This window comes from Eikenella sp. NML99-0057, assembly GCF_001648535.1.
Lineage (GTDB): Bacteria > Pseudomonadota > Gammaproteobacteria > Burkholderiales > Neisseriaceae > Eikenella > Eikenella exigua.
The window spans coordinates 1-24,076 of the sequence record NZ_LXST01000004.1 but is presented as its reverse complement, the minus strand read 5'-3'; the positions used below and the strand labels follow the sequence as shown (position 1 = coordinate 24,076).

Below are 24,076 nucleotides of genomic sequence, written 5' to 3'. Positions count from 1 at the left end.
CGCCCTAGACCGCCCGCCCCCTCACGTGTATTTTTTAGTGTGGTTTGGGCAGGTTTGTTAATGCTTTGGCGTTAAAGGTTTGTTTACGATTTTTATATATTGTTTTTAAAGGTTTTTTATGGCTTTGGTTGGAAAAAAACGTAGCTTTGCGGAAGCTATTGTTGCCGCCAAGCCGGAGAGAATATCGAATCGGGCTGCGGCGTTGGAAATCGGCTGCAGCGCGAAGTGTGCGGCGGCTTCAGGCTCGCGCTGGGCGAGGGATGCGGATGTACGCGCCTTTATCGCCTCCTGCTGGCCAGAATATTACGACCCACCGCCCGCAAAAGAGCAAAACACAACGGCAATCCAAAACGGATTGCCGTTTTTTTGCGCCGATGATGTGGCTGCCTGGCTGCGCTATGCCAAAGTGGATGATGTGCAGGCGGTGGCCTGCGCGGTGCTGGAAGTGATGCCTGAGGCTTGGGGTATTACCGCACCGAAAATCAAGGCGTGGTTGGAGCAGGCGGATACCGAAGGCGCGCTGTTTTGCGAAATCGTACAGGCGTTTTGCCGCCGTTTGGGGGCGACCACTAATCCATTGCAGTATTGGGACAGCGTATTGATGAACCAGCACGCCTCACCCAAAGAAAAGCAGGCGGCAGCAGAAGCCAAGGCGAAATACACGCTGGCAAAACCGGCAGCGCAGAACAAGAAAGAGGCCGAATTGGAACAGGCGCAGCGTCTACGCTACGGCCGGCGGCTGACCGACGGCGGCGCACCGCTGTTTGAAGCAGCCACCGTATCTGGCGAAGAGACGGGCGGGCATGCCGCGCCGTATAAAGGACAGGTGCCGGTATGGACGAATTAAAGTGGACAACCGCCCTGCCGGACTGGGAGCGGCGCATTATGGCCGGCGAAAGTCTGGTGCCGGTGCGCCCGCTGTATCCTGATATGGCGAATCGGGCGGTGCAGTTTTTCGCCTCACTGGTATTGCGGGATGTGCTGGGGCGGCCGCGTATCGGCGATGTAACCCGGCCGTGGGTGTATGACTTCGTGGGCGCAATTTTCGGCGCACATCACCCGACAACCTATCGGCGCGAAATCAACGATTTTTTCCTGTTGATTTCCAAGAAGAACGGCAAATCCACCATTGCCGCCGCCATTATGCTGACGGCAATGGATTTGGATGAGCGCGAAAGCTCGGAATATTTGATTTTGGCGCCGACTAAGGAGGTGGCGGATAACAGCTTCAAGCCGGCGTGGGACATGATCCGTTCCGACCCGGCGTTGAACGCTACCTACCACATCCAGCCGCACACGCGCACCATCACCAACCGGGTAACCCGTGCCACGCTGAAAGTGGTGGCGGCGGATGATAAAACCGTAGGCGGTTCGAAGGCGACGGGGATTTTGATTGACGAGCTGCACTTGTTCGGCAAGGTGGCCAACGCCGAATCCATCATTACCGAAGCCACCGGCGGGCTGCTGTCGCGTATCGACGGCTTTGTGATCAAACTCTCGACCCAATCCACCGAGCCGCCGGCCGGGGTATTTAAGGCGGAGCTGGATTTGGCGCGCGATGTGCGCGACGGCAAAGTGGTGAACCCCAATTATCTGCCGGTATTGTACGAATTTCCGCGCGCCATGCTGGACAGCAAGGCTTACGAAAACCCGGACAATTTCCACATTACCAACCCGAATCTCGGGGCCAGCGTGGACGCGCGCACCCTGCTGACGCTGAAACAGAAGGCGGAAGCCAAGGGCGGCGAGGCAATAGCCGAGTTTTACGCCAAACACCTGAATGTGGAAATCGGGCTCAACCTGCGCAACGACCGCTGGGTAGGCGCGGATTTCTGGGAGAGGCAGGCGCGGCCGGAAATGGCCGGCCTGCCCTATTTGATGGCGCATTGCGATGTAATCACCGCCGGCATCGACGGCGGCGGCATGGACGACCTGCTGGGCCTCGTACTGCTGGGGCGGCTGGACGCCGACCCGGAAAGCTGGCTGGTTTGGAGCCGGGCATGGGTAAACCGGGTGGTATTGGAACGGCGCAAGCAGATTGCGCCGCTGTTGCTGGATTTTCAGAAACAGGGCGATTTGCAGATTGTGGACGAGTTCGGGCAGGAATACGAACAGATGGCCGCGCTGATTGCCGAAGTACGCGATGCCTGCCTGTTGGGCGGCATCGGCATCGACCCAGCACGCAACAGCGTGATTTTGGATGCGCTGAATCGGCACGGTTTCGCGGATGACACTGCCACCGGGGTAAAACAGGGCTACCAGCTTACCAATGACATCAAAATGACCGAGCAAAAATTGGGCGAAGGCCGCCTGCTGCACGGCGGGCAGCCGCTGATGGCATGGAGTATTGCCAACGCCAAGGCCGAACTGCGCGGCAATGCGGTGTACATCACCAAACAGGCGGCCGGGGTGGCGAAAATCGACCCGGTGATTGCGTTGTTTTGTGCGGTGAACATCATGCAAGACCCGCAATTGGGCATAGACAGCCCGGGGATTATCACACTATGAGACTTTTTAAATGGTTTTCAGGTAGCCAAAAGGCCGAACCGCAGGCGGCAGGTGCCAACCCGGCTCCAGCCTCCGGCATCGTGCCCGGCACGCCGGCCTATGCCTGGCTCACCGGCGGCGCGGCAGGCTACGGCAAGCCCTTGTCGGAAACGGCGGCGCTCTCGCAGGGCACGGTGTATGCCTGCGTGGGCTTGCTCTCCGGCGCGCTGGCATCTATGCCGCTGCACCTGTACCGCCACACCGAAAACGGGCGCGAGCGGGTGCACAATGATTTGTGGCGCATTTTGAACGAGCAGATGCAGACCCGCTGGACGGCGGCGTTGGGCTGGGAATTCGCCATGCAATCACTGCTGCTGCACGGCGATGCATTCTTCCGCATCGATCGCGCCAGTTTGTACAGCAACCGCATCATCGGGCTAACGCCGCTGCATCCGCTCACAGTAGAGGTGCGCAAGCAAGACGGCCGGCTGCTGTATCTGTACAACGATGACGGGCAGATTTTGGTGTACGACCAAGATGATGTGCTGCACGTTCCCGGCTTGGGTTTTGACGGCAAGCGCGGTATGAGCCAAATCAGCTATGTGCTGCGCCAACCGGTAAACATTGCCAATGATGCAGGCAGTCAGGCCGGCGCGTTTTTGGGCGATGGGATGCGGCCAGATTTGGTACTGCAATCGCCGGCAGGAACGAAACTGTCCAACGAGCAAATCGACCAAGTGCGCCAGCAGTGGCATGCCCGCTACAGCGGCGTTTCCAACAGCGGTGCGCCGGTGGTGCTCACCGGCGGCATGGATTTGAAGCAGCTCACCATGACCGCCGTGGATGCGCAGCTACTGGAAACGCGCAAACTGCAGGCGCACGAAATCGCGCAGATTTTCGGCGTGCCGCCGCACATGATCGGCATGACGGAGAAAACCACTTCGTGGGGTAGCGGGATTGAGCAAATGTCGCTGGGCTTCGTGAAATACACCATGCAGCGGCATTTGGTGAAGTTTGAGCAGGAAATCAACCGCAAATGCAATGCGGGCAACGGACTGTTTTGCGAATTTAATACCAAGGGCATTGAGCGCGGCGACCTAAAAAGCCGCAACGAATCCTACCGCATTGCCTTGGGACGCGCGGGCGAGCCGGGCTGGATGACGGTAAACGAGGTGCGCCGCGCGGAAAACCTGCCGCCTTTGGAGGGCGGCGATGTGCTTTTTAGGGGAAATCAAGATGAAGCAGAATCTGATGCGGCTGTTGGCGCGTAACCGCGGCCGCGGGCAGTTTGAAATCAAGGCCACCGCCGACGGCAAAGAGGCCACGGTGTATCTCTACGATGCCATCGTAGCCACCGATGAGGAGGCGGAATGGTACGGCGGCGTATCGGCACAATCGTTCGTAAAGCAGCTGGCCGGGCTGGACGCCGAAACCATCCACCTGCGCATCAATTCGCCCGGCGGCTCGGTGTTTGCCGGGCGGGCGATGGAAACCGCGCTGCGCCAGCATTCGGCAAAGGTGATTGTACATGTGGACGGGCTGGCCGCCTCCGCCGCTTCGTTTGTGGCGCTGGCCGGCGATGAAATTGAGATGGCGCAAGGTGCGTTTTTCATGATTCACAAGGCTTGGACGCTGGCGTGGGGCAACGGCAACGATTTGCGCAAACAGGCAGACCTGCTGGACAAAGTGGACGGCTCGCTGGTGAAAACCTACCACGCACGCACCAGGCTGCCTGAAAGCGAGCTGGCCGAGATGATGGCGGCGGAAACGTGGCTGGATGCCGACGAGGCGGTGGCAAAAGGCTTTGCCGACCGTGTGGCAGAAGGCAGTGCGGCGCAAAACCGCTGGGATTTGTCCGCCTACCAAAACGCCCCATCCGCACCCGTAGCCGACGACCAGCCGCCCCCGGCCGCCAAGGGTGAGCCGCCGGCCAAAACCGAACCGCAGCCCGACCGTGCCGCCTTGGCGCGGGCGGCGCAGGTAGCCATTTTGGGCACCGTAGCCGCCTGAAATGTTTTTATCGCAGTAACCACGCCGCAGCTGCGGCACTATTTTTTGAAAAGGAAATGCTAATGTCTCAACATATTCAAGCCCTGCGCGCCAAGCGCGACCAAACCGCCGCCCTGTTGCAAAACTTGGTGGATAAAGACAAAACCCCGGAATGGACTGCCGACCATCAGGCGCAGTATGACAAGGCGATGGCCGACATCGGCCAAATTGATGCCGAAATCAAACGCCACCACGATGCCATGAACGCCATCGGCGCAGGGGTGAGCGATGAAGACCGCAACCGCTTTACCTTGGACAACGGCCGCCAATCCGGCGACAACCAGCCGCTGCGCGCCTACCTGACCGGCGGCTTGCAGGCACTGACGGACGAGCAGCTGCAGGCGCATAACGCACGCCGTTCGCCGGATATTCAGGCGGCCATGTCCACCACCACCGGCAGCGAAGGAGGCTTTACCGTAGCCACTGAATACTACCGCGAATTGACCGAAGCGATGAAACAGACCGGCGGCATCCGCTCAGTGGCACGCATCCTGCAAACCAGCACCGGCGCACAAATGCTGTTTCCCACCGCCGATGCCACCAGCGAGGAAGGCGAGATTGTGGGGCAGAATGAGGCGGTAGCTACTGCTGACACCACTTTCGGCCAAACCAGCATTGATGTGTTCAAATACTCATCCAAAAATATGGCTCTGCCCTTTGAGCTGATTCAGGACAGTATGTTCGACATTGAGGCTTATATTCAGGCGCTGCTGGCACGCCGTATCGGCCGCATCACCGACAAGCATTTCACGGTGGGCACCGGTAGCGGCCAGCCAAAAGGGCTGATTACCGCCGCCACGGTGGGCAAGGCAGGTAAAACCGGCCAAGCCACCAGCATCACTTACGATGATTTGGTGGATTTGGAACATTCGGTTGATCCGGCCTACCGCAACGGCGGTAAAGTGGGCTTTATGATGCATGATGCCACGCTGAAAGAGCTGCGCAAACTTAAAGACAGCGACGGCCGTCCAATTTTCGTGCCCGGCTACGAACAGGGCAACCCCGGCGGCGCACCTGACCGCCTGCTGAACCGCCCGATTTACATCAATCAGGCAATGGATCCGATGAAAGCCAATGCCAAATCAGTGGCTTTTGGCGATTTCTCCACCTACTTCATCCGCGAGGTGATGGATTTGACCCTGTTCCGTATGGCGGATTCCGCTTTCATCACGAAAGGGCAAATCGGCTTTGTCGCCTTCAACCGCCAAGGCGGCAATCTGATCGACGTAGGCGGCGCAGTGAAGCTGTATCAAAACAGCGCCAGCTAAACCGGACAAGGCGGGGCGACCCGCCTTTATTGGATCTTTTTTGGAGAACAAATCATGGCAAAACCAAAAGGAAATGCAGACAAGTCAGCAGAAAACAGTACATCGAACGATGCCGCCGCCACTCTGCCGCCCGGTGACGAAAACAGTCTAGTGGACAACGGTACGGCTCCGACCCCGCCGGCAGACGGTGGAGAAAATCCCGCTGCGACAGACGGTACAGAAAATCCACCAGAAAACCCGCCTGTTCCGCCGCCAAGCGAAACACCGCCGCAGGACGGATTGTCCGCCAGCGGTACAGTGCGGGCGCGGGTGATTTGCGCCGGCGCATTCGGCACGGTGGACGAAATCGTGGAAGTATCCGCCGAAGTGGCGGCACAAACGGACGAACTGGATGCCGACCCGGCGGCAGTAGCTTACGCAGAGAACCTGCAACATGGCCTTGCTTGATTTGGTGAAGGCCCACCTGCGCATCGACGGCGACGAGCACGATACGCTGCTGCAACACCTGATTGCCTCGTCCACCGCCGAATGCCGCCGCTTTACCGGGCTGAAGGCCGATGCCGCCGAACTCTCCGAGCCGGATATCCAAACCGGCATCTTGCTGGCGGTGCAGGCGGATTTTGACGGCAACCCGGCGCAGCGCACGGTGTATTTGCGCGCGGCGCAGGCGTTGTGGACGCCGTTTTGCCGCCAGTTCGGCGTGTGAACGGATTTCAGGCTACCTGAAATTTCAGGTAGCCTGATTGGTTTAGCCGGTGATGACGCGGCTGATGAGGTTATGCAGCTTGCCCACTTCGTTCAACACCCAATTCAAGGTGTTTTCGGAGATGCCGGGCAGCTCGTTGTAATCGCGCTTGCGCTCGTAGGCTTCGATCAGCACCTCGTGCAGCAGGGAAACCATAAACAGCCCGCCCTTGGTGCGGCGCTCGTATTCGCCGCGATCCAGTTTGGCATATTCGAAATCGGCCAGGATGGCGTCGAGCATATCGCCGCCGTTGCCCGCCGAGAGCCAGCGGAAATGATGCTGCAGTTCGTCGCCGCCGCTGCAGCTTTCGGCCTGCCCTGCCACCATCGGCAGCCCGGCGGCGGTTTGCGTTTTGCGGTGCAGCCGCCGGATCATGCCCACCAGCTCGTGATAGGTGGCTTCATGCGGCAGCTTGCCGAAGGTGTCGATAAAGAAGCGCTCCACGTTGCCGTCGCACCAGTTGTGGATTTCCTTTAAGCGGTCGCACAGCATGAGCAGCACTTGTTGCAGTTCTTCGCGGGTGGGCAGTTCGGTCACCACGGCCGGCAGCGCCACGGCGGGCGGCTGCTTGGGCTGCATAAAATGCGCGGCGAGCACTTGGAAGCATTCGCGCTGGTATTGCAGCAGGCGCTCGCGGATTTGCGGTTTCACGCGGCGGGCATCGACGCCGAACAGCCAGCCGTTGAGGTATTCCAGCGGCAGGCAGAGGGTTTGGCGTTTTTTGCCGTCTTGGGCAACCATTTCCATCATGGAAATGGCTGAATTTAAGATGTCGTTACGTTTGATGCGTTTGAATTGCGCTTCCCACTGCAAGCCGATATTTTCACAAATCGGCTTCATGGCAACGTAGTGCCGGTGGTTTTGGGTGAAGACGGGGATGGTTTGACCGTGGAACGGGATTGATTGGGGGTAAGCCATGATTATTTCCTATACTGTATTTTCGAAGTTGCCCGAAACGGGCGGCCGCGAGGTTCGAAAACCTAGTACAAAGGCCGGCGTTATTCCCCTTTCGGGTATTGTATTCCGCGCCCTCGCGGCCATAGGAAACATTGGCTGTAACAAATCAACAACACGGGAGCCGTGAATCTTATGGACGTAAAAATATCGCATTAACGGTTGCGATACCGTGTACTAGGAGGTTTTCGACGCCTCGTGGGCGGGAATATAGCGCCGCTGTCGGGATGAAGTCAAGAGTGATGATAAGTTGAAGTCTTGGCGATGTTCTTTTCTACTGATATTGTTAATTTCCTTTAACAATATCCATTAAGGAAAGGCTTATGACTGCGCCATCATCACTAGAGATTGAAAATATTACATTAACTGTAAAACTAGGCATGGCAACCGATGCGCTACGCTATATTTGCGCAATCTTGTCTGATATACCGACTGCTGCCGAGTTTGTCTCGGAAGGATTGCCGATTTTAGCTCAGTCGCAAATTGATCAAATACATGAGAGTCTAGCTTCCAACCATGAATATAGGGAAGAATTGATTGAGTTTGTTCAAGACCTCTATATAAAAATACATGATGATTTGGGTTTTCCAGTAGAGGATTGATTTATTTTATAGATTACAGGCTACCTGAAAGTTCAGGTAGCCTTTTTATTGGGGGCAGGAAATGCGGGCAGGCGAGCTGAATACGCGGGTGACGGTGCAGCACAAGGTGAAAACCGCCGATACGAGCGGCGCGACGGTGTGGGATTGGCAGGATATGTTGCAGCTGTGGGCGGATGTTCGCCATGTTTCCGGGTTGTCCAAACTGAAGGCGGATCAGGAAATCAGCGTGGTGCGCGCCAGCGTGCGCATCCGTTTCCGGCGCGATATTGACCACACAATGCGGCTGCAGCTGCCGAACGGGGCGATATACGACATCAAAGCCGTGCTGCCGGACGAGGAAAAACGGCGCTTCGTGGATTTGGTGTGTGAGAAGGCGGAATAAATGCTGGAATTGGATGTGGACTTATCGGCAGCACTGGGACAGCTGGACGGCATCGCGGAGCGGGTGGGACAGGAGTTGCGCCCGGCTACGCTGGCCGGTGCGATGCTGGTGCGGCGCGAAGCGGAGGAGCGGGCGCCAAGGAGTGAGGCGGCGCACTGGTTTTACAGCCGGCGGCACAAAGACGGCTCGCCGGGGCGCAAATACCTGTTTGAGCCGGGCAGCCTGAAAAATGCCATCTATATCCGGCACATCGACGAAAACAGCCTGAACGGGCAGAGAGAAGAATACAAAATCGGCTGGCGTAAAAACCCGTCGAATAAAGGCTATGTGCCCTATGCGCACATGGTGGAATACGGCACGGTGCGCACGCCGGCCCAGCCGTTTCTGCGCCCGGCGTTTGATGCCATGCGCAAGCAGGCGGAACAGCTGATTATCGAACGCATTAAGGAGGCGGTTCGTGGAAAAGACCATTATTGATGCCATCCGCTCGCCGCTGCCGACGGTAGAGGTGTATCACGATTTTGCTCCGGATAACGCAGGCAATCCATTGGTGATACTGCAGCGGGTGGGCGGCGCCGGCAATCTGTTTATGGACAACAGAACACCAGGCGGCTACCAAATCCGTCTACAGGTGACGGTGTGGGCACAGACGCGGCTGGAAGCAGTGTCGCTGTCGCTGCGCATCGAGCAGGCGCTTGCCGCCCTGCCAGGCGTGGCACCGATTGGTGCGGCGCAGGCGGATTACGATACGGAAACCGGACTGCGCGGGATGCGGCAGGATTTTTATGTGATGGGGTAGCGGCGCGAAGCCGCTTTTTGTTTGGCCGTCTGCGCCCGCAGGCGGCTTTTTTGTGCCCGTTGGGGCATTTTTTATGGAGTAGTGAATTATGGCTATGAATTTGCCGAACGGTTCGACCGTATTTATCGCAACCGAAATGGAAGCGGAAAAATCCTTTACCGGCGCCAGCAATGCGGACGAATGCGTGCTGACTTCCACAGCACACGGCCTGCAAAACGGCGATTACATCTTAGTGACCAGCGGCTGGGGCGATTTGAACGGCTGCGTATTCAAAGTAGGCGGCGTGGACACCGACAGCGTGAAGCTGATCGGCATCGACACTACCGATTTAAACCGCTTTCCGGCGGGCAGCGGTGGCGGCACGTTGAGCAAGATTAAAACCTGGCAGCAGCTGCTGCAGATTTTGGAATATTCCACCTCCGGCGGCGAGCAGCAGTATTACGACTATGCCTTTATGGAGGACGGGATTTCGCGCCAGCTGCCGACCACGGTATCGGCTACGCAGATCAATATCGCCCTTGGCGACGACCCGACCCTGCCCGGCTACCAAGCAGCGGTGAAAGCGAGCCGTACGGGCAAACAGGTGCCGCTGCGCCTGAACCTGAAAGACGGCAGCGTGGTGGTGTACAACGGCTATCTCTCGGTAAACGAGACGCCGACTACCACCATGAACGAGGGCATGAAGATTCAGGCTTCCTACGCCATGAACGGCCGCCCAAACCGCTATCTCGGCTAAGGAGGGCTGAAACATGGCAAGCAAACTGAAACTGCAACCGCATCCGACTTTTAAATGTAAGGTGGATATTCCGGTGCCGGGTGCTGGAGTGGTGGAAGCGGTATTTGAGTTCAAACATAAGGGGTTGAACGAATTAGAACGGTTTTGGGCGGACAACGTGGACAACCCAGACCCTAAAGTAGCGGAAGCCTTGGTGGTTGGCTGGGAATTGGAAGATGAATTCACGACTGACAACTTACGCACGCTGCTGGATAACTATCCCGGCGCGGCACGCGCGCTGATTTCTGCCTACAGCGAAGAGCTGATTACCGCCCGCCGGGGAAACTGATTGCCGCCGCCCGCGCCCTGTATCGGCCGGAAGCCTCCGAAACGGAAATGGCGGCTTTCGGCCTCACGCCGGAGGATTTTGGAGAAGAGGATGCGGTGCAGGTATGGCCGGATTGTTGGGCGGCGGTTCAGCTGTTTGCGGCGGTATCCACCCAATGGCGGGTGAGTATGGCCGGGGCTTACGGGCTGGACTACGGCGCACTGTTCGACGTGATGCGCTCGTGGGGCATCCGCAAGAAAAAACGGGCGGAAATGCTGCACGATATTAGGGTGATGGAGCAGGCGGTATTGGATATGTGGCAGGAGGGTAAAAATGGCTGATTCAGTGGTAACCATCGGCGCGGAAGTGTCCGGCCTGAAGTCCGGGGTGGAAGAGGCCAAGGTATCGTTGCGCTCGCTGGCAGATACGGCAGAAAAAGCCGGCCGCCGGGGTGCGGACGGTTTGGGCGCAGTGGGGGTTGGTGCGGCCGATGCGGCTAAAGAGGTAGAGCGTGCCAACAAACGCCGCGAACGCTCCTACACTTCGCTGGAAAACGCCATCAAACGCGATATTGCTGCCATGCAGGCGGGTGGCAAGGCCAGCCGTGCTTACTACGAGACTTTGGCGGGGCAGCGCGGTTTGGATAAAGCCAGGCTCACGCCGTTGTTGAGCCAGTTGGAAAGAGCGCGTGAGCTGCATTTAGCCAATATCGCGGCCGCCCGCCGGCACAAGCAGATGGTGGGCAATATCACGCTCGGGCAATACAACAACGCCCTGCGGCAGGTGCCGGCCCAGTTTACCGACATTGTGACCCAGTTGGCGGGCGGGCAAAACCCGCTGCTGATTGCGTTGCAGCAAGGCGGACAACTGCGCGACAGCTTCGGCGGCTTCGGCACGATGTTTCGCGGGCTGGCCGCTTCGGTATCGGTAGGAAAGCTGGCGGTATTGGGCTTCGGCGGCGCAGTGGCCGGGCTGACCTATGCCATGCGCGCGGGCAGTGAGGAAGGGCGCGAATACCAAAAGGCGGTGATTTTTTCCGGCGACAGCGCCGGGCTGACCGCCGGGCAATTGGCTGATTTGGCCTTAGCCGTAGGCAAGGTAAGCGGGCGCTATAGTGAGGCGCGCGCGGCGGTGGTGCAGTTTGTGACCGGCGGGCGGGTGGCGGCGGATGATTTCGCGCAGTTTACCCAATCGGTGGTGTTGCAATCGCAAGCCACAGGCAAATCGGTGGAGGATTTGGCGGCCAAATACGTGGAAATCGCCAATGACCCGCTGAAAGCGGTGCTGCAGCTGTCGCGCACTTACCAAAGCATGACGGCCGATGTGTATGCCCAGGTGAAAGCCTTGCAAGACCAAGGGCGCGAGCAAGATGCCATCCGGTTGGTGCAGGGTAAATATGCTGCTGAATCAGAGGATATGTCACGCCGGGTGGTGCAAAACCTCGGCGCGATTGAAAAGGCGTGGCTGGGGATTAAGAACGCTGCTTCCGGCGCTTGGGAGGAAATGAAAAGCATCGGCCGCGAAAAATCGCTGCAAGAGCAGATTGACGTGGTAAACCAACGCATCCGGATGCGGGAAGAAGAACGGGATAACCACCCCGGCCGTTTTTCTGCCTACGATGCCAAGCAGCTTGAGACAGACAAGCTTACCCGCGATCGTTTAACTCGGGAGCGGAATTTTGAAGAGGCACAAGCCAAACAGCGGCAGGAAGAAGCGCAGAAACGCCGCCGCAGTGTGGAGATTTTAGATGAAACCAACCGCGAATACGAACGCAACCTGACGGCACGCGAAGAAGAAACAAGGGAGATCAACCGGCTAAGAAGGAATCTGGCTGATTTCAAAGCCGACCCGCACAACTCGCCGGCACAAGTGCGAGAGGTAGAGCGGAAAACGGAACGTATCATTGCGAATATCCAACAAAGACGTGAGCAGCGGGAACAACAGGAGCAGCGGCGCAGCCGTGCCCGTAGCACAAGCACGTCCCGCCACGAGTTTGCCACCACGGCGCAGGGGTTGCGGCTGAAACCATCGGCCATCGGCACGGTGAACGGGCAGGCGCGCTATGTGGCGCCCGGCACGTTTGCCGCCGCGCAGGCGATGCAGCAGCTGCTCGGCAACAAATTGGTGCATTTCTCGGCTTTTAACGACGATTACCACCATTCCGAAGCTTATTTCCGGCGCAAGGGCAACCGCAGCTCCGGCACGCACGGGGCGGGCTTGGCTTTTGATTTCTCCATCCGCGACCCGCGCAAATCGGATGAAGTGGAACGGCAAATCCGGGCTTATTTCCGCGAGCTTGGTTTGTCGGAAAAAGATTTCACGCTGATTAACGAATACAAGCGGCCGAGCGCTGGGGCGAACGGCGGGCATTTCCACTTGAACTGGAACAATGCGCGCATTGCCGCTCAATTTGCCGGCGGTTTGGACGGCCGCGCCAAGGCGTTTGCTCACGGCGGGCTGTTTGCCGAAGCGGAAAAGGCGGCCACTCCCTACGAACGGATGCTGGCCCGGCTGACACAGCAGACGGAAAAGGCCAACCTGCAGGCGCGGTTATGGTCGGAAAACCTGGGCAAATCGTTCAGCCACCAGCTGGAATTGCTTGCCAGCCCGGAATATCAGCAATTCAGCGCCACCGAGAAACAAACACTGCTGGCTTTAGCACAAAAGGCCGATGCGCAGGAGCGGGTGAACAGCGTAACCGAAAAATATAACACGCTGATTCAGACGTTGGCGCTGGAAACCAACAAGGGGTTTGAAGATAAGGCGTTTGAATTGTCGCTTACCGGCAAAACTGCCGATGAAATCGACCGGCTGCGGCTGGCACGGGAATACGACCTGAAAGTTCAGCAGGCAATCGCCGACGGCGCCAGCCCGGAAATCGTGGACGGGCTGCGGCAGCAGAAAGAGGCGGCAGAACAGGCGCGGCAAGAATTTCAGCGGCTGAGACAGGCGCAAAGCGATGACTGGATGGCCGGTATCAATGACGGCTTCGTGCGTTATGCGGATTCCTTCAAGGGAATGCGTGAAGAAATGGCGGACGGGGTAACCGATTCGCTGGGCAGGATGTCAGATGCGCTGGGGACGTTTGTGTCCACCGGCAAGCTGGATTTCCGCGATTTCACGGTGTCGGTGCTGCAAGACCTATCCAAAATGCTGATTAAGATGGCGATTCTAAATGCCATGAAATCGGCATTTGGCGGTTATGCCGACGGCGGCGTGGTGGGTGGGCTCAAAGCCGAACTCAAAGGCATGAAAAGCCTGGCGGTTGGCGGCTACACCGGCGATGGCAGCAAATACGAACCGGCCGGCATCGTGCATCGCGGCGAGGTGGTGTTTTCGCAGGCAGATGTGCGGCGCTTCGGCGGGGTGCATAGAGTGGAAGCGGCGCGTTTGCGCGGTTATGCCGATGGCGGCGTGGTGGGGATGACCCCGGCGCTGGCGGCTGCGGTATCCGGCGGCGGTCAACAAAACAATATGCAGGTGAGCATTGTGATCAACCAAGACGGCAGCAGCGAAGCAGGCAGCCAAGGCAATAGCGAAATGGCTAAAGCGTTGGCGGTGGCGCTGCCGGGCATGATTGAACAATGGTACATGGATAACGTGGCCCGTGTGGGCGGCCGTTATCACCGGAGTAATTAAGATGGCGATTGAAACATTCGGCTGGCCGGTGGAGGCCAAGCTCACGGCGGAGCATAAATTTGCCGTTCGCACAGTGAAATTTGGCGACGGCTACGAGCAACGGCAGGCGCTCTCGCTGCGGCCCAAGCTGCAAACTTGGGAGGTGACTTTGGGCGGGCTGCCGGAAACGCTCTCGCAAGTGCGGGCGTTTTTGGATGCCCATACCGGGGTGCGGGCGTTTTATTGGACGCCGCCGGGGCGGGATAAGCTGCTGGTTAAGGTGGCGGCATACCGCGAAGCGCACCAAGGCGGCCGGGTGTGGCAATTGTCGTGGAAGTTTGAAGAGGTGCTCGCATGAATCCGCGCATTAAACAGTTGTCCATCCCGATGCTGCGGGCGCTTTCGGCGGCCGAGCAGGGGGTGTTGGTGGATTTGTGGGAGCTGGATTTGCGGCCGTTGGGCGGCGAAATCCTGCGCTACTGCAATTTGCTGAACGAACTCTCGCAGCCGGTAGTATGGAAGGGGCAGACTTATCAGGGCTTGCCGATTCAGGCCGACGGCTTCGAATCGAGCGGCCAAGGGGCGGGCAACCGGCCCAAGGTTACGCTGGCCAACGTGTACGGCACGGTTACCGGCTTATCCGAGCAGTTCGGCCAGCTTATCGGTGCGGAAGTATGGCGCCGGCAGACGTATGCCCGCTTTTTGGATGCTGCCAACTTCGCGCTGGGCAACCCGCAGGCCGACCCGGCGCAGGAAATTGTGAGCAAATATCTGGTGGAGCGGATGGTATCGCTTACCGCCGATTCGGCACAGTTCGAGCTGGCGGCACCATCGGAAGCAGATGGGGCAGTGATTCCGGCACGGCTGATGCTGCACGATTACTGCCCGTTTGATTATCGCGGCGAAGCTTGCGGCTATCGGGGCAAACCGGTAGCCGACCGCTTCGATATACCCACCGCCGATCCGGAAAAAGACGAATGCAGCCGCAAGCTGCAGGGCTGCAAGGCACGCTTCGGCGAGACTGCCGCCCTGCCCTTCGGCGGCTGGGTGGGGGTGGATAAGACTTTGAGCTCCTCTTGAGGCTACCTGAAATGTTGAAACTGACAAAATCCGTACAGGCGGCAATTCTGGCGCACGCCGCCAAGGAAGCGCCGCAAGAATGCTGCGGCCTGATTGTGCAGGCGGCCGGGAAACAGTTGTATCGGCCCTGCGGCAACGCGGCGGCCGACCCGTCGGCACGCTTTGAAATCGCGCCGTTGGATTTGATCGAAGTGCCGGAGCAGGGCGAAGTGTGCGCCATCGTGCATTCGCACCCGCAGGGCGAACCGTGGCTGTCCGGCGCCGACCGGCAAATGCAGGCAGCCAACGGCCTGCCTTGGGTACTCGCTGTTTCAGGCAGTCTGAAAGTGTTCGAGCCTGTGCCGCATTTGCGCGGGCGGGTGTTTGAATATGGGCGCTTTGACTGCTACAGCCTGCTGGCGGATGCCTACCATCTGGCGGGGATTGACTTGCCGCCGGTGCAGCGTGGCGGCATCGACGATGATGCGGCGCAGGGGCGTTTCTTGGCGCTGGCCGAGGATGCGGGATTTTTCAGAGTGCGCGATTTGCAGCCAGGGGACGTGGTATTGACCGAATTCGACGGGCGGGCTTCGCATGTGCTGCTGTATTTGGGCAACGGCGAAATGCTGCACCACGCTTTCGGGCAATTAAGCCGCCGCGATGGTTATGGACAATATTGGCAGCGGCATACGCACAGTATTTGGCGGCACCAACAATGGCAGCCTGAAATGCTGCAGGCGGTGCTGAATGATTTGGAACACGCATCATGATTACAGTTTGCTTGCACGGCGGCCTGCGCGAATACGGCCGCCGTTTTGATTTGCACGCCGCCAGCCCGGCGGAGGCGCTGCGGGCGTTGCTCACCCAGCTGCCCGGCTTTCGGGAGATTTTAGGCAGCGGCTTTTATCAGGTGCGCTTTAACCGCCACGATTTCGCCGAGGCTGAATTGCCGGACGGTTTTCAGGCTGCCGGCAGCGGTGTTTTGCACATCGTGCCGCGCATTCAGGGTGCGGGCAAGGCGGGACAGATTATCGCCGGCGTGGTGTTGATTGCGTTCGCTTGGTGGAATCCGTTCGGCTGGGCGGCGGCTGGGGCATTGATGAGCGCCGGTATTGGTTTGGTGGCGGGTGGGATTGCGCAGATGTTGGCGCGGCCGCCGAAGCTGGACAACGAGCAGCGTGGGCAGAAAGCTGGGCGCAATACGGCGTTTTCCAATCTGGACAACACGGCGGCGCAGGGCCAGCCGGTGCCGTTGGCTTACGGCAAAGTTTATTGCGGCAGCCGTGTGGCATCGCAAGGGGTGGTGTCGCGCCGGGTGGATACCGACGGCGACCCGGTGTTGCAAAACCCGACGGCGGCCGACGTTACCCTGCGGCTGGTAAAAACCCCGATTACTGGGCAGGCTGCGAAAGCGCCGAACGGGCAGTATTACAACACGGATTTTAATGACGATTCTGTGCGGGCGCGCAATTACACGGCGGCGCTGCAGCAGAATTAGGAGTAAATAATGGGTGGGCAGAAAAGCGGTGGTGGTGCACGCACGCCGTATGAAGCGCCGAACAGGCTATCTTCAGCGCAGATGCTGCGCATTGTGGATGTGATCAGCGAGGGGGTGGTGTCCGGTTTTGCTAACGGCAATGATGCACCGTTTAAAAGCGTGTTTTTCAACGACACACCGGTGCAAAACCCGGACGGCAGCTATAACTTCAAAGGGGTAACTGCCGTATTCCAGCGCGGCACACCCGACCAAAGCTATATTCCGGGCTGGGAAAGCGTGGAGCGCACGGTGTTAGTGTCCAACCCGGTAAAAAACCACCGCCCGGTTATCCGCACCGTGTCCGACAGCGGCCCAACCCGGCTGCGGGTAACGGTGGGTGTAGAGCGTAATGCGGCGATACAGGATAACGGTGATACGCTGCCGGCGAACACGGCATTGATTATCCAGCTGGTGAATGATGACGGCGTGCAGCAGCAGCGTCATGTGAACTTTACCGAGAAGGGCAGCGGCGCGTTTTACCATGACGAAGTGTTCGAGCAGCTGCCGAAAGCGCCGTTTTCGATCAAGGTTTCGCGCCCTACGCCGGACAGCAGCAGCGACAAAATCCAAAACAGCACCTTTTTTGCCAGTTATGTGGAAATTACGGATGCCAAACTGTGCTACCCGTTTACCGCGCTGGCGGCGCTGAGTATTGATTCCGACCAGTTCGGCGGGCAGAACCCCCGCCGCAACTATCTGATTCGCGGCATCGAGGTGCAAGTGCCGAGCAATTACGACCCGGAAAACCGCACCTACAGTGGGCTGTGGGATGGCAGTTTTAAAACTGCATGGACGAATAATCCGGCTTGGGTGTTTTACGATTTGGTGCGCCAAGAGCGCTACTCCACGCTGGCATTGCGCCTATCCCCGGAAGACATCGACAAATGGAGCCTGTATCAGGTAGCCCGCTATTGCGACGAGATGGTGCCGGATGGCTTCGGCGGGCGTGAGCCGCGCTTTACCTGCAATGCCTACCTGACCGACCGTCGGCAGGCGGGCGAGCTGCTCACTGAATTGGCGAGTGCGTTTTGCGGCATGCCGCTGTGGAACGGCAACCAGCTGTCGGTGTTGCTGGATCAGGGCGGCGACCCGGTGGCGCAGTATGACAACAGCAATGTGGTGGACGGGCAGTTTGCCTACAACGGGGTGGCGCTGAAATCTACCTATACCGCCGTATTGGTGCGTTTTGCCGACAAATATGATAGCTACCGCAGCAAGACCGAGTATGTGGCTGATGCCGAAGCCGTCAAACGCTATGGGTTGAATATCCAGTCGGTAACCGCTTTCGGCTGCACTACACGCGGACAAGCGGTGCGCTACGGGCAATGGATACTGCAAACCGGGCTTCGTCAGCAGGATGCAGTGTCGTTTACCGTGGGGAGCGAAGGGTTGAAACACCTGCCCTACGATATTATCCAAATAGCGGATAACAATTTTGCCGGCGCACAGCTGGGTGGGCAGGTGTTGGCGGTGAACGGCCGGATTGTAACCATTGACCGTTCCATCAACGACAGCCTGACTGGCTGGCGGCTGCAATACATCGCCCTCGAACAGAATGCGCAAGGCGAAACGGTGCCGAAACAGTACAGCATCAAGGTGGCATCACAGCCGCAGCCTAATCAGTTGCTGTTGGATGGCGACCCATCGGGGTTGGCTTATGGTGACCATTGGGCGTTGTCCGGCAAGGTGGTACCGCGCCAGTATCGGGCGGTAAGCATTAAAGAAAACACCGATGACGGCACTTATACCATTACCGCATTGCGCCATGACCCGGCCAAATACGCGGCGGTGGACAACAGTGCGCTGTTTGAGGCAGGGGCAACCACTAAATACGGCCGCCAGCCGCAGCTCGGCAACAGTAATTTGTCCACCAACGGGCGGGATTTGACCCTAAGCTGGGAGAATTTGAGCGCCGACGGGCAGGTGGTGAGCTACGACATCAAAATCTTTAAAGACGGCCGCCTGTGGCGGCATATCCCGGATGCGCCCAGTGCCGAAATCAGCCTGCAGGGGCTGCCCAACGGCGATTACCGCGCCGAAATCCGCGGCCGCACCGCGCGCGGCGTGCTGTCTAAACCGCTGGAAAAGGCTTGGAGCCTGAACTACACCATTACCGGGGTGCGACCAACGCCCAAGCTGTTTGCCATCGGCCTGAATTGGACGCTGCCCAGCCCGCTGCTGGCGGAAGCACACACCGAAATCCGCTACGGCAGGAGCAACGACTTTAATCAGGCAATGCCGCTGGCGAAACTGCCCGCACCGCAAACCGACTATCAACTCACCAACGTCAAGACCGGCGAGCATTGGTATTTCTGGCTGCGCCTGGTGGACAGCGCCGGGCTGGCCGGAGAATGGACGGCACCGGTGGACGGGGTGTGCAGCGATGATCCCTCCCTATTGCTCGAGCAGTTGAAGGGCAAGCTGAGCAAGGAACAGTTTGCACCGGGGGCTGGTGAAGACTTGATTAATCTGATCGGCAATTTGGCTGGTGATAACCAAGGCATGGCCGGCAACACCGGCAAGCAAGCTGGCAAGTGGGATTTTTACAGCCAAATGAACGAGGCGGATTACGTTTTATCAAAACGTATCAATGCTGTGCGTTCGCAGTTCGGCGACAAAATCGCCACGGTGGCCGAGGAAATGAAAGCCCTCACCACGCAAACCGAAGCGCAGGCACGGAAAGTGCAGGCGGTGGAAAGCGAAGTAGCCGGGGCCAAGGCATCGGTAACACAAGTGGCGCAATCGTTTGCCGATTTGAACGGTAAATTGCGTGCCGCCTACACTCTGAAGGTGAGCACTGACACCGCCACCGGCACTAAAGTGGTGGGCGGGATTTCGCTGCTGGCCGACGGCACGAGCGGGCAATCTGAAGTGGTGATTCAGGCCGACAAGCTGATGCTGTGGAACAACAAGAAGCTGCCGATGTTTACCGTAACCGGTGATAAAACCTACTTCAACGGGGACTTGATTGCCGACGGCTCGATTTTGGGACGGCACATCAAAGCCAACCAAACGATTGAAGCGCCGGATATCCGGGGCGGCACGTTGAATATGGCCGGCGGCCGCTTTATCGTGACCGCCGAACACGGTGCGCAACTGCGCTCCGACCCGAACGGGAAGGTGGGAACACAACTGGACTATCGCGGCCTGATCGTACGTAACGAGAAAGGCCATGTGATGGTGCGGCTGGGCAAACTGACCGGCTGGGATGATTGATGGGAGAAAATGATGGCGGCCGAATACGGCATCCAGATGTATGACAACGACGGCAAGGTGCTGGATACCAATCTGGATTCGGCGCTGATGGTGGAAGGGGTGCTTATCCTCGGTAATGACCCAATCGGGCGGCTGGCCTTGGACATCCTGTTTCCCTTGCGTGAAAAATTCAAAGGCATCTTCATTATGCCGGTGTTCCATTCATTCTGCATCAATAGTGGCACGGAACACGCCTCGACGGTGTATTTCGACCAGTGGTCTTTGTGCTGGAACATCAGCTACGATGCACGGAGCGGGGTAAACAGTAATGTGGCCCACTACGGCGGGGCCTTTGCCGGGAGACAGTTTTTATATGGCTACGTCAACTGATTACGGGCTGGCAGTGTACAACGGACAGGGCGTGAACGTGTTGGCGAAAAACCTGTTCTGCCCGAAGCTGATCGGCAGCATGACCCTGCGCCTGCGCGACCTGAACCAACCGGGGCAGTTGTCGGTGGTGGCCGCTGACGGCAGCGAACTGCCGCTCAATGACGGCAGTCGCAACCGTCCACTGAAAAAACTGATGGAGCGCGGCTTGACTCAAGGCGGTGAAATACATTCTGCCGGTATGCTGCGCACCCGCGGCGGCATGATTCGCACTGCCTGCACTGTGCGTTTCGAGTTCTCGCTGTACGGCGGCGAACGGGACAGCGAGCCCTTGCTGCCGGCGGTGATTCACGGCTGGGGCAGTGGCTACGATGCGGACAAATGGGAAAAGGCCAGACGCCTAGTACACTCAGTGCTTTCCGGGCAGGATTGGCAATTGGCCAAGTTGCTGAACAAGCTGCGCTACGGTGGCGGTACGGCGGCCGACTACCCAAAATATCGGCTGGATTGGACACGCAGCCAAGGCTTGGGGCAGGGTTTGTTTACCGGCCTGCCGGTAACCATGACCTTCCGCAGCCGCGCCCTGGGCGCAACCGACAGCCCACAGACGGAGTTGGACGGCTTCGGCTTGGTTTCTTGCTGCGGCGGGCGGTTGTATGTGGAGATGTCGTCGAATACGGAAATCACGGTGCATTTTTACGAATTAGCCGGCATCCCGTGGGAATACTTTGCACAATGCTCGACTGTAGTCGAGCCAACGTCCTACGGTTTGGTAGTGTACCGCTACGAACCGGCACCGATGAAGTTTGTGATGACAGTGGGCGATACTGGCGATATGTTCGGTATGGCGCAGCAACCATCGCCGTTTGAGATGGGCTACATCGACCGTGGTAGTTATGTGTTTGCCACCGATACACCACTGCCTCTGGACGAGTTGGCGCAAAGGATCGGACAGGAAAACACAGCGGTCAAGCGCCAGATGTCGCAACTGTTCGAGGGCGACCCGGATAAGCCATTACGATACGAGGTGTTGAATAACGCCCGCCCTTACCTACGCCTACTGTCCAATACGGCGGCTATCCGCAAGGGGCAGGCCATCACGGTGCGTAACGACACCCGCCCCAACCAAGGGGCTATCTACACTGTCAAGGGCGGGCACGACTACAGCAAGGTATGCAATATGTTGGTGCACGGCGCGGCAGGATTGTTCAAATTGCCTGGCGGCGGGTTACTCAACGCGGTGGGTGGTACGATGGCACACAGCGCCTTCGAGCGTTCGATGTCCAATCGTCCGCTGTATGTTCACGGGCCGAACGTGCCGGACGACTACAAAGGCGCACCGTGGAATCCGACCGTGCCACTCCGAATGTCGGACGTATATAAACGGGCGAATTTGGACTACTACGCGCCGCAGCATAAACCATCTTGGGACGAGTTGATGGGCAACCCCAGCGTACTGGATAAATTCAACAACTTTTTGACGAACAGCACCTGGAGCCTGCAACGGGCATTCAACCTCCTGTTTAAGCTCAATCCGGTGGTGGCTTATGAAGAAAATGCCAACTACTCGCCGGAAGAGGCGGCTAAACGGCGGCGGGATCTCCGGGTCTTGCAGAACCGCTACAATGAAGCAGAGGCACAACGCGAGTTTGAGACTTGGGGCGGCTGGGATGTGGAGGCGCAGAAAGAGATTCAGGCTGCCGCTGCCGCACAGAAAGGGTTGCTGGATTTAATCGACTTGGTTCTGAACTCAACCGAAGAGAACCGCTCGGATCAAGTGCCGTTTTGGGGCGGGCAAGGCTTCCGCCACAGCGACGACAAGTTGGAGGTGTACAAGTATATTTCGCTCAAATCCGATGGCAAGGCATACCAACCGCCGGAGTATGTCCCGGAAAACTGGATTCTGTGCCGGTTGCCGGTATAACGGCTTTCATTACCAAGACCCTGATGAGTCTTTTTTATTGGAGATAATATGGAGCAAATCAATTTGGGCAGCCTGCCAAACGGCGCCGGCGGCGACAGTATCCGCGTCGGATTTCAGAAGTGCAACGACAATTTTACCGAACTGGCAGGAAAGGTCGGCAGTGGATCAGATGAAGAGCTAAAGCAGATTAAAAAGGCTGCAGCTGAACTGACGGAACGGGTGGCAAAGCTGGAAAAAGCCGGTGGGAACGCCGCGCCATCCGGTGAACTGGCCGAACTGAAAAAGCAGTTGCAACAACTGCAAACCAAGCTAACTGAGGCGGAAAAAGTAGCCACTGCCGCCGCCGGTAAGGCTGACAGCGCTAGCCAGGCTGCCACGAATGCAGATAGAACAGCACAAACGGCCAGCCAAGCCGCGCAGACTGCTGGCAATACTGCCGCTGCCGCCAAACTCTCCACTGAAACCCTGGAGAGGGAGGTGGCAGAACTGAAAAAGCTGCTAGCCAAAACCGGTACCGGTGATGGCCTATTTGTCGGTAAGATTGAACTGCTGTCCACTACTGCTGACGCTATGCCGGCAAAGTGGTACCTAGCCACCGGAGATAAATACCCGGAAAACTCACCCCAAGGGAAGGCTTTGAAATCATTACCCGAGCCCTACAAACGGGCATTTAAGATTGAGTTGAAGAACGGGCAAATCAACACGCCAAATCTGTTCCATACCGACGGGCGTGGCTACTTTTTACGCCCGTCTAAAACTCTGGGTGAAGTTCAGTCAGATGCTCTGGCGAAGCACTACCACGTTACCGGCTTAGGAGCGACGGATAATGATGATATTTGGCTGCCCCGCGACCCGTCGTTTGGGAATAAAGGCATTCCGACCGGCAATCCCATGTACGTCACGTGCGGGATGGTGAACCAAGTCAACACCCCGCCCAAGGTGGCCAGCGCGGATTGGACGGAAAACCATACCGGGCTGGCCACCACCATCACGATGGACACGCCGAAACAAAACCCTGGGGCGAACGGCGAAAACCGCCCGCTCAATATCGGCTTCACGCCGGCCATCTACCTGGGAGTGTAACCATGCAGAACTTTTACTTTGACGACACCCACCCGCTGCACCCCTATACCTACAGCGCCCCGGCCAACCCGGACAGCCTGCCGCCGGACAATGCGCTGCGTATCGGGCCGCAGGCGAAACACGGCTTTTGGCCTTGCGAGACGGACGGCAGATGGCAATACCTGCCCGACCACCGGGGCAAGACCGCCTACCGGACCGGTGACGGCGCGGCGGTAGTGGTGGAACAGATAGGCGAGCTGCCCGACGGACTGACCTTCACCCCGCGGGAGAACGGGCATCAAACGTGGGATGTTAAAGCCAAGGCGTGGGTGCTGACCGAAGAGGCCGCCTCCCAGCTTTTAGCTGAAGCTGTGGAGCGCGGTATGGAGTCCATCGATAACGCGGTGGAACAGGCCTACCGCCACATTACCCGCTTTGAAGCCGAATACCGGCTGCGCGAACGGCAGGCGCGCGACTACAAGGCCGGCGGCTGCAAAGGGGAAGCGCCGTTACAGGTGGCCGCCTTTGCCAAACCCGCTGGCAAGACGGCATGCGAAGCGGCCGACATCATCATCGCCCAAGCCGATGCCTTACGGGCGGCGACGGACAAGCTGGGGATGCTGCGGATGCGCAAGCTCGAACTCAAAGGCTTGAAGAGCGCTGCCGAGGCGGAGGAGCGCACCGCCGAAATCTTGGCCGAAATCCAGCTGGTTGCCGGCCAATTACAAGGGGTGGACCAATGAGTTGCCCGGCACTTTAATCGATTGGTTGGTTGGAGGAGGCAATGACGGGTTTCCCGCGAAAAACCTTATACGGACGGTTAAGGCACGGTCCGGAGCCTGCGGGCGGCACCGCCTGAAAACGGAGGATGAAATGTCCGAACAGGATAAATACCAAATCATTGCCGACTTTTTACGGCAGGTCGGCTTCCGGCGCGGCGTACTGCTGTTTCTCGCCGGCATCCC

General features: G+C 58.2%; 25 protein-coding genes. 24 read left to right on the top strand and 1 reads right to left on the bottom strand.

Annotated features, from left to right (window positions below; all coding sequences use genetic code 11):
- The first annotated feature begins 118 nt into the window (after positions 1-118).
- The 7 genes from A7Q03_RS06140 to A7Q03_RS06115 all read left to right on the top strand — a co-directional run bounded on the left by A7Q03_RS06140 (position 119) and on the right by A7Q03_RS06115 (position 6,510).
- Positions 119-847 (top strand): hypothetical protein, encoded by a 729-nt coding sequence (locus A7Q03_RS06140; protein ID WP_156502945.1) that lies wholly within the window; start codon positions 119-121, stop codon positions 845-847.
- Positions 835-2,508, top strand: coding sequence for a terminase large subunit (locus tag A7Q03_RS06135; protein WP_067448257.1), 1,674 nt, complete (start codon positions 835-837; stop codon positions 2,506-2,508). The genes A7Q03_RS06140 and A7Q03_RS06135 overlap by 13 nt, the downstream gene beginning before the upstream one ends.
- Positions 2,505-3,758 (top strand): phage portal protein, encoded by a 1,254-nt coding sequence (locus tag A7Q03_RS06130; RefSeq protein WP_067448255.1) that lies wholly within the window; start codon positions 2,505-2,507, stop codon positions 3,756-3,758. The genes A7Q03_RS06135 and A7Q03_RS06130 overlap by 4 nt, the downstream gene beginning before the upstream one ends.
- Positions 3,724-4,497: a head maturation protease, ClpP-related gene (locus A7Q03_RS06125; protein ID WP_082880706.1), complete on the top strand. Its 774-nt coding sequence runs from the start codon at positions 3,724-3,726 to the stop codon at positions 4,495-4,497. The genes A7Q03_RS06130 and A7Q03_RS06125 overlap by 35 nt, the downstream gene beginning before the upstream one ends.
- A gap of 62 nt (positions 4,498-4,559) precedes the next feature.
- On the top strand, positions 4,560-5,804 hold the full coding sequence (locus tag A7Q03_RS06120; RefSeq protein WP_067442237.1) for a phage major capsid protein: 1,245 nt from the start codon (positions 4,560-4,562) through the stop codon (positions 5,802-5,804).
- A 54-nt stretch (positions 5,805-5,858) separates the two neighbouring features.
- Positions 5,859-6,251 carry a hypothetical protein gene (locus A7Q03_RS10195; RefSeq protein ID WP_156502944.1) on the top strand — a complete coding sequence of 131 codons (393 nt, stop codon included), beginning with the start codon at positions 5,859-5,861 and terminating at the stop codon, positions 6,249-6,251.
- On the top strand, positions 6,238-6,510 hold the full coding sequence (locus A7Q03_RS06115) for a head-tail connector protein (protein ID WP_064084338.1): 273 nt from the start codon (positions 6,238-6,240) through the stop codon (positions 6,508-6,510). Before A7Q03_RS10195 ends, A7Q03_RS06115 begins: the two co-directional genes overlap by 14 nt.
- Positions 6,511-6,552: 42 nt before the next feature.
- On the opposite strand, the gene A7Q03_RS06110 is transcribed toward A7Q03_RS06115, so the two are convergent.
- A complete protein-coding gene (locus tag A7Q03_RS06110; protein WP_067448251.1) occupies positions 6,553-7,467 on the bottom strand; it encodes a phage antirepressor N-terminal domain-containing protein in 915 nt (304 codons plus the stop codon).
- Between the two features lie 359 nt (positions 7,468-7,826).
- Here A7Q03_RS06110 and A7Q03_RS06105 point away from each other — a divergent pair, with 359 nt between their 5' ends.
- From A7Q03_RS06105 to A7Q03_RS10395, 17 genes are all read left to right on the top strand, one after another.
- Complete coding sequence (locus A7Q03_RS06105) at positions 7,827-8,105, top strand: hypothetical protein (RefSeq protein ID WP_067448249.1); 279 nt, start codon at positions 7,827-7,829, stop codon at positions 8,103-8,105.
- 61 nt (positions 8,106-8,166) lie between these two features.
- A complete protein-coding gene (locus A7Q03_RS06100; RefSeq protein ID WP_067448247.1) occupies positions 8,167-8,487 on the top strand; it encodes a phage head closure protein in 321 nt (106 codons plus the stop codon).
- Positions 8,488-8,964 carry an HK97-gp10 family putative phage morphogenesis protein gene (locus A7Q03_RS06095; protein WP_067448245.1) on the top strand — a complete coding sequence of 159 codons (477 nt, stop codon included), beginning with the start codon at positions 8,488-8,490 and terminating at the stop codon, positions 8,962-8,964.
- Complete coding sequence (locus A7Q03_RS06090; protein WP_067448243.1) at positions 8,945-9,286, top strand: DUF3168 domain-containing protein; 342 nt, start codon at positions 8,945-8,947, stop codon at positions 9,284-9,286. The genes A7Q03_RS06095 and A7Q03_RS06090 overlap by 20 nt, the downstream gene beginning before the upstream one ends.
- An 88-nt stretch (positions 9,287-9,374) precedes the next feature.
- Positions 9,375-10,022, top strand: a complete 648-nt coding sequence (locus A7Q03_RS06085) for a phage tail protein (RefSeq protein ID WP_067448241.1) — start codon at positions 9,375-9,377, stop codon at positions 10,020-10,022.
- Positions 10,023-10,035: 13 nt separating this feature from the next.
- Positions 10,036-10,350, top strand: a complete 315-nt coding sequence (locus tag A7Q03_RS06080) for a phage tail assembly chaperone (RefSeq protein WP_067442225.1) — start codon at positions 10,036-10,038, stop codon at positions 10,348-10,350.
- A gap of 47 nt (positions 10,351-10,397) precedes the next feature.
- Positions 10,398-10,670 carry a DUF1799 domain-containing protein gene (locus A7Q03_RS06075; RefSeq protein WP_067442223.1) on the top strand — a complete coding sequence of 91 codons (273 nt, stop codon included), beginning with the start codon at positions 10,398-10,400 and terminating at the stop codon, positions 10,668-10,670.
- Positions 10,663-13,968: a phage tail length tape measure family protein gene (locus A7Q03_RS06070; RefSeq protein ID WP_067448239.1), complete on the top strand. Its 3,306-nt coding sequence runs from the start codon at positions 10,663-10,665 to the stop codon at positions 13,966-13,968. The genes A7Q03_RS06075 and A7Q03_RS06070 overlap by 8 nt, the downstream gene beginning before the upstream one ends.
- A gap of 1 nt (position 13,969) precedes the next feature.
- The gene (locus tag A7Q03_RS06065; protein ID WP_067448237.1) at positions 13,970-14,305 is read left to right on the top strand and encodes a phage tail protein; all 336 of its coding nucleotides are present in this window, start codon (positions 13,970-13,972) and stop codon (positions 14,303-14,305) included.
- Positions 14,302-15,027 carry a phage minor tail protein L gene (locus A7Q03_RS06060; protein ID WP_067448235.1) on the top strand — a complete coding sequence of 242 codons (726 nt, stop codon included), beginning with the start codon at positions 14,302-14,304 and terminating at the stop codon, positions 15,025-15,027. Before A7Q03_RS06065 ends, A7Q03_RS06060 begins: the two co-directional genes overlap by 4 nt.
- A gap of 11 nt (positions 15,028-15,038) precedes the next feature.
- Positions 15,039-15,776: a C40 family peptidase gene (locus tag A7Q03_RS06055; RefSeq protein ID WP_067448233.1), complete on the top strand. Its 738-nt coding sequence runs from the start codon at positions 15,039-15,041 to the stop codon at positions 15,774-15,776.
- On the top strand, positions 15,773-16,504 hold the full coding sequence (locus tag A7Q03_RS06050; protein WP_067448231.1) for a tail assembly protein: 732 nt from the start codon (positions 15,773-15,775) through the stop codon (positions 16,502-16,504). Before A7Q03_RS06055 ends, A7Q03_RS06050 begins: the two co-directional genes overlap by 4 nt.
- Before the next feature lie 9 nt (positions 16,505-16,513).
- Positions 16,514-19,759 (top strand): host specificity protein J, encoded by a 3,246-nt coding sequence (locus tag A7Q03_RS06045; RefSeq protein ID WP_082880705.1) that lies wholly within the window; start codon positions 16,514-16,516, stop codon positions 19,757-19,759.
- Between the two features lie 9 nt (positions 19,760-19,768).
- Positions 19,769-20,128: a hypothetical protein gene (locus A7Q03_RS06040; RefSeq protein ID WP_156502943.1), complete on the top strand. Its 360-nt coding sequence runs from the start codon at positions 19,769-19,771 to the stop codon at positions 20,126-20,128.
- Positions 20,112-22,049: a hypothetical protein gene (locus A7Q03_RS06035; protein ID WP_067448225.1), complete on the top strand. Its 1,938-nt coding sequence runs from the start codon at positions 20,112-20,114 to the stop codon at positions 22,047-22,049. The genes A7Q03_RS06040 and A7Q03_RS06035 overlap by 17 nt, the downstream gene beginning before the upstream one ends.
- Positions 22,050-22,112: 63 nt before the next feature.
- Entirely contained in the window at positions 22,113-23,132 is a 1,020-nt protein-coding gene (locus A7Q03_RS06030) for a hypothetical protein (protein ID WP_156502942.1), read from the top strand.
- Between the two features lie 2 nt (positions 23,133-23,134).
- On the top strand, positions 23,135-23,854 hold the full coding sequence (locus A7Q03_RS10395; protein ID WP_067448222.1) for a hypothetical protein: 720 nt from the start codon (positions 23,135-23,137) through the stop codon (positions 23,852-23,854).
- The last annotated feature ends 222 nt before the right edge of the window (positions 23,855-24,076 follow it).

Coding starts and splice junctions, on each gene's coding strand:
- A7Q03_RS06120 (WP_067442237.1), top strand. CDS start 4,560: ATGTCTCAACATATTCAAGCCCTGCGCGCCAAGCGCGACCAAACCGCC.
- A7Q03_RS06105 (WP_067448249.1), top strand. CDS start 7,827: ATGACTGCGCCATCATCACTAGAGATTGAAAATATTACATTAACTGTA.
- A7Q03_RS06085 (WP_067448241.1), top strand. CDS start 9,375: ATGGCTATGAATTTGCCGAACGGTTCGACCGTATTTATCGCAACCGAA.
- A7Q03_RS06125 (WP_082880706.1), top strand. CDS start 3,724: ATGAAGCAGAATCTGATGCGGCTGTTGGCGCGTAACCGCGGCCGCGGG.
- A7Q03_RS06070 (WP_067448239.1), top strand. CDS start 10,663: ATGGCTGATTCAGTGGTAACCATCGGCGCGGAAGTGTCCGGCCTGAAG.
- A7Q03_RS06035 (WP_067448225.1), top strand. CDS start 20,112: ATGGCTACGTCAACTGATTACGGGCTGGCAGTGTACAACGGACAGGGC.
- A7Q03_RS10395 (WP_067448222.1), top strand. CDS start 23,135: ATGCAGAACTTTTACTTTGACGACACCCACCCGCTGCACCCCTATACC.
- A7Q03_RS06140 (WP_156502945.1), top strand. CDS start 119: ATGGCTTTGGTTGGAAAAAAACGTAGCTTTGCGGAAGCTATTGTTGCC.
- A7Q03_RS06100 (WP_067448247.1), top strand. CDS start 8,167: ATGCGGGCAGGCGAGCTGAATACGCGGGTGACGGTGCAGCACAAGGTG.
- A7Q03_RS06050 (WP_067448231.1), top strand. CDS start 15,773: ATGATTACAGTTTGCTTGCACGGCGGCCTGCGCGAATACGGCCGCCGT.
- A7Q03_RS06075 (WP_067442223.1), top strand. CDS start 10,398: ATGGCGGCTTTCGGCCTCACGCCGGAGGATTTTGGAGAAGAGGATGCG.
- A7Q03_RS06045 (WP_082880705.1), top strand. CDS start 16,514: ATGGGTGGGCAGAAAAGCGGTGGTGGTGCACGCACGCCGTATGAAGCG.
- A7Q03_RS06135 (WP_067448257.1), top strand. CDS start 835: ATGGACGAATTAAAGTGGACAACCGCCCTGCCGGACTGGGAGCGGCGC.
- A7Q03_RS06110 (WP_067448251.1), bottom strand. CDS start 7,467: ATGGCTTACCCCCAATCAATCCCGTTCCACGGTCAAACCATCCCCGTC.
- A7Q03_RS06130 (WP_067448255.1), top strand. CDS start 2,505: ATGAGACTTTTTAAATGGTTTTCAGGTAGCCAAAAGGCCGAACCGCAG.
- A7Q03_RS06040 (WP_156502943.1), top strand. CDS start 19,769: ATGATGGCGGCCGAATACGGCATCCAGATGTATGACAACGACGGCAAG.
- A7Q03_RS06080 (WP_067442225.1), top strand. CDS start 10,036: ATGGCAAGCAAACTGAAACTGCAACCGCATCCGACTTTTAAATGTAAG.
- A7Q03_RS06115 (WP_064084338.1), top strand. CDS start 6,238: ATGGCCTTGCTTGATTTGGTGAAGGCCCACCTGCGCATCGACGGCGAC.
- A7Q03_RS06055 (WP_067448233.1), top strand. CDS start 15,039: ATGTTGAAACTGACAAAATCCGTACAGGCGGCAATTCTGGCGCACGCC.
- A7Q03_RS06065 (WP_067448237.1), top strand. CDS start 13,970: ATGGCGATTGAAACATTCGGCTGGCCGGTGGAGGCCAAGCTCACGGCG.
- A7Q03_RS06060 (WP_067448235.1), top strand. CDS start 14,302: ATGAATCCGCGCATTAAACAGTTGTCCATCCCGATGCTGCGGGCGCTT.
- A7Q03_RS06095 (WP_067448245.1), top strand. CDS start 8,488: ATGCTGGAATTGGATGTGGACTTATCGGCAGCACTGGGACAGCTGGAC.
- A7Q03_RS10195 (WP_156502944.1), top strand. CDS start 5,859: ATGGCAAAACCAAAAGGAAATGCAGACAAGTCAGCAGAAAACAGTACA.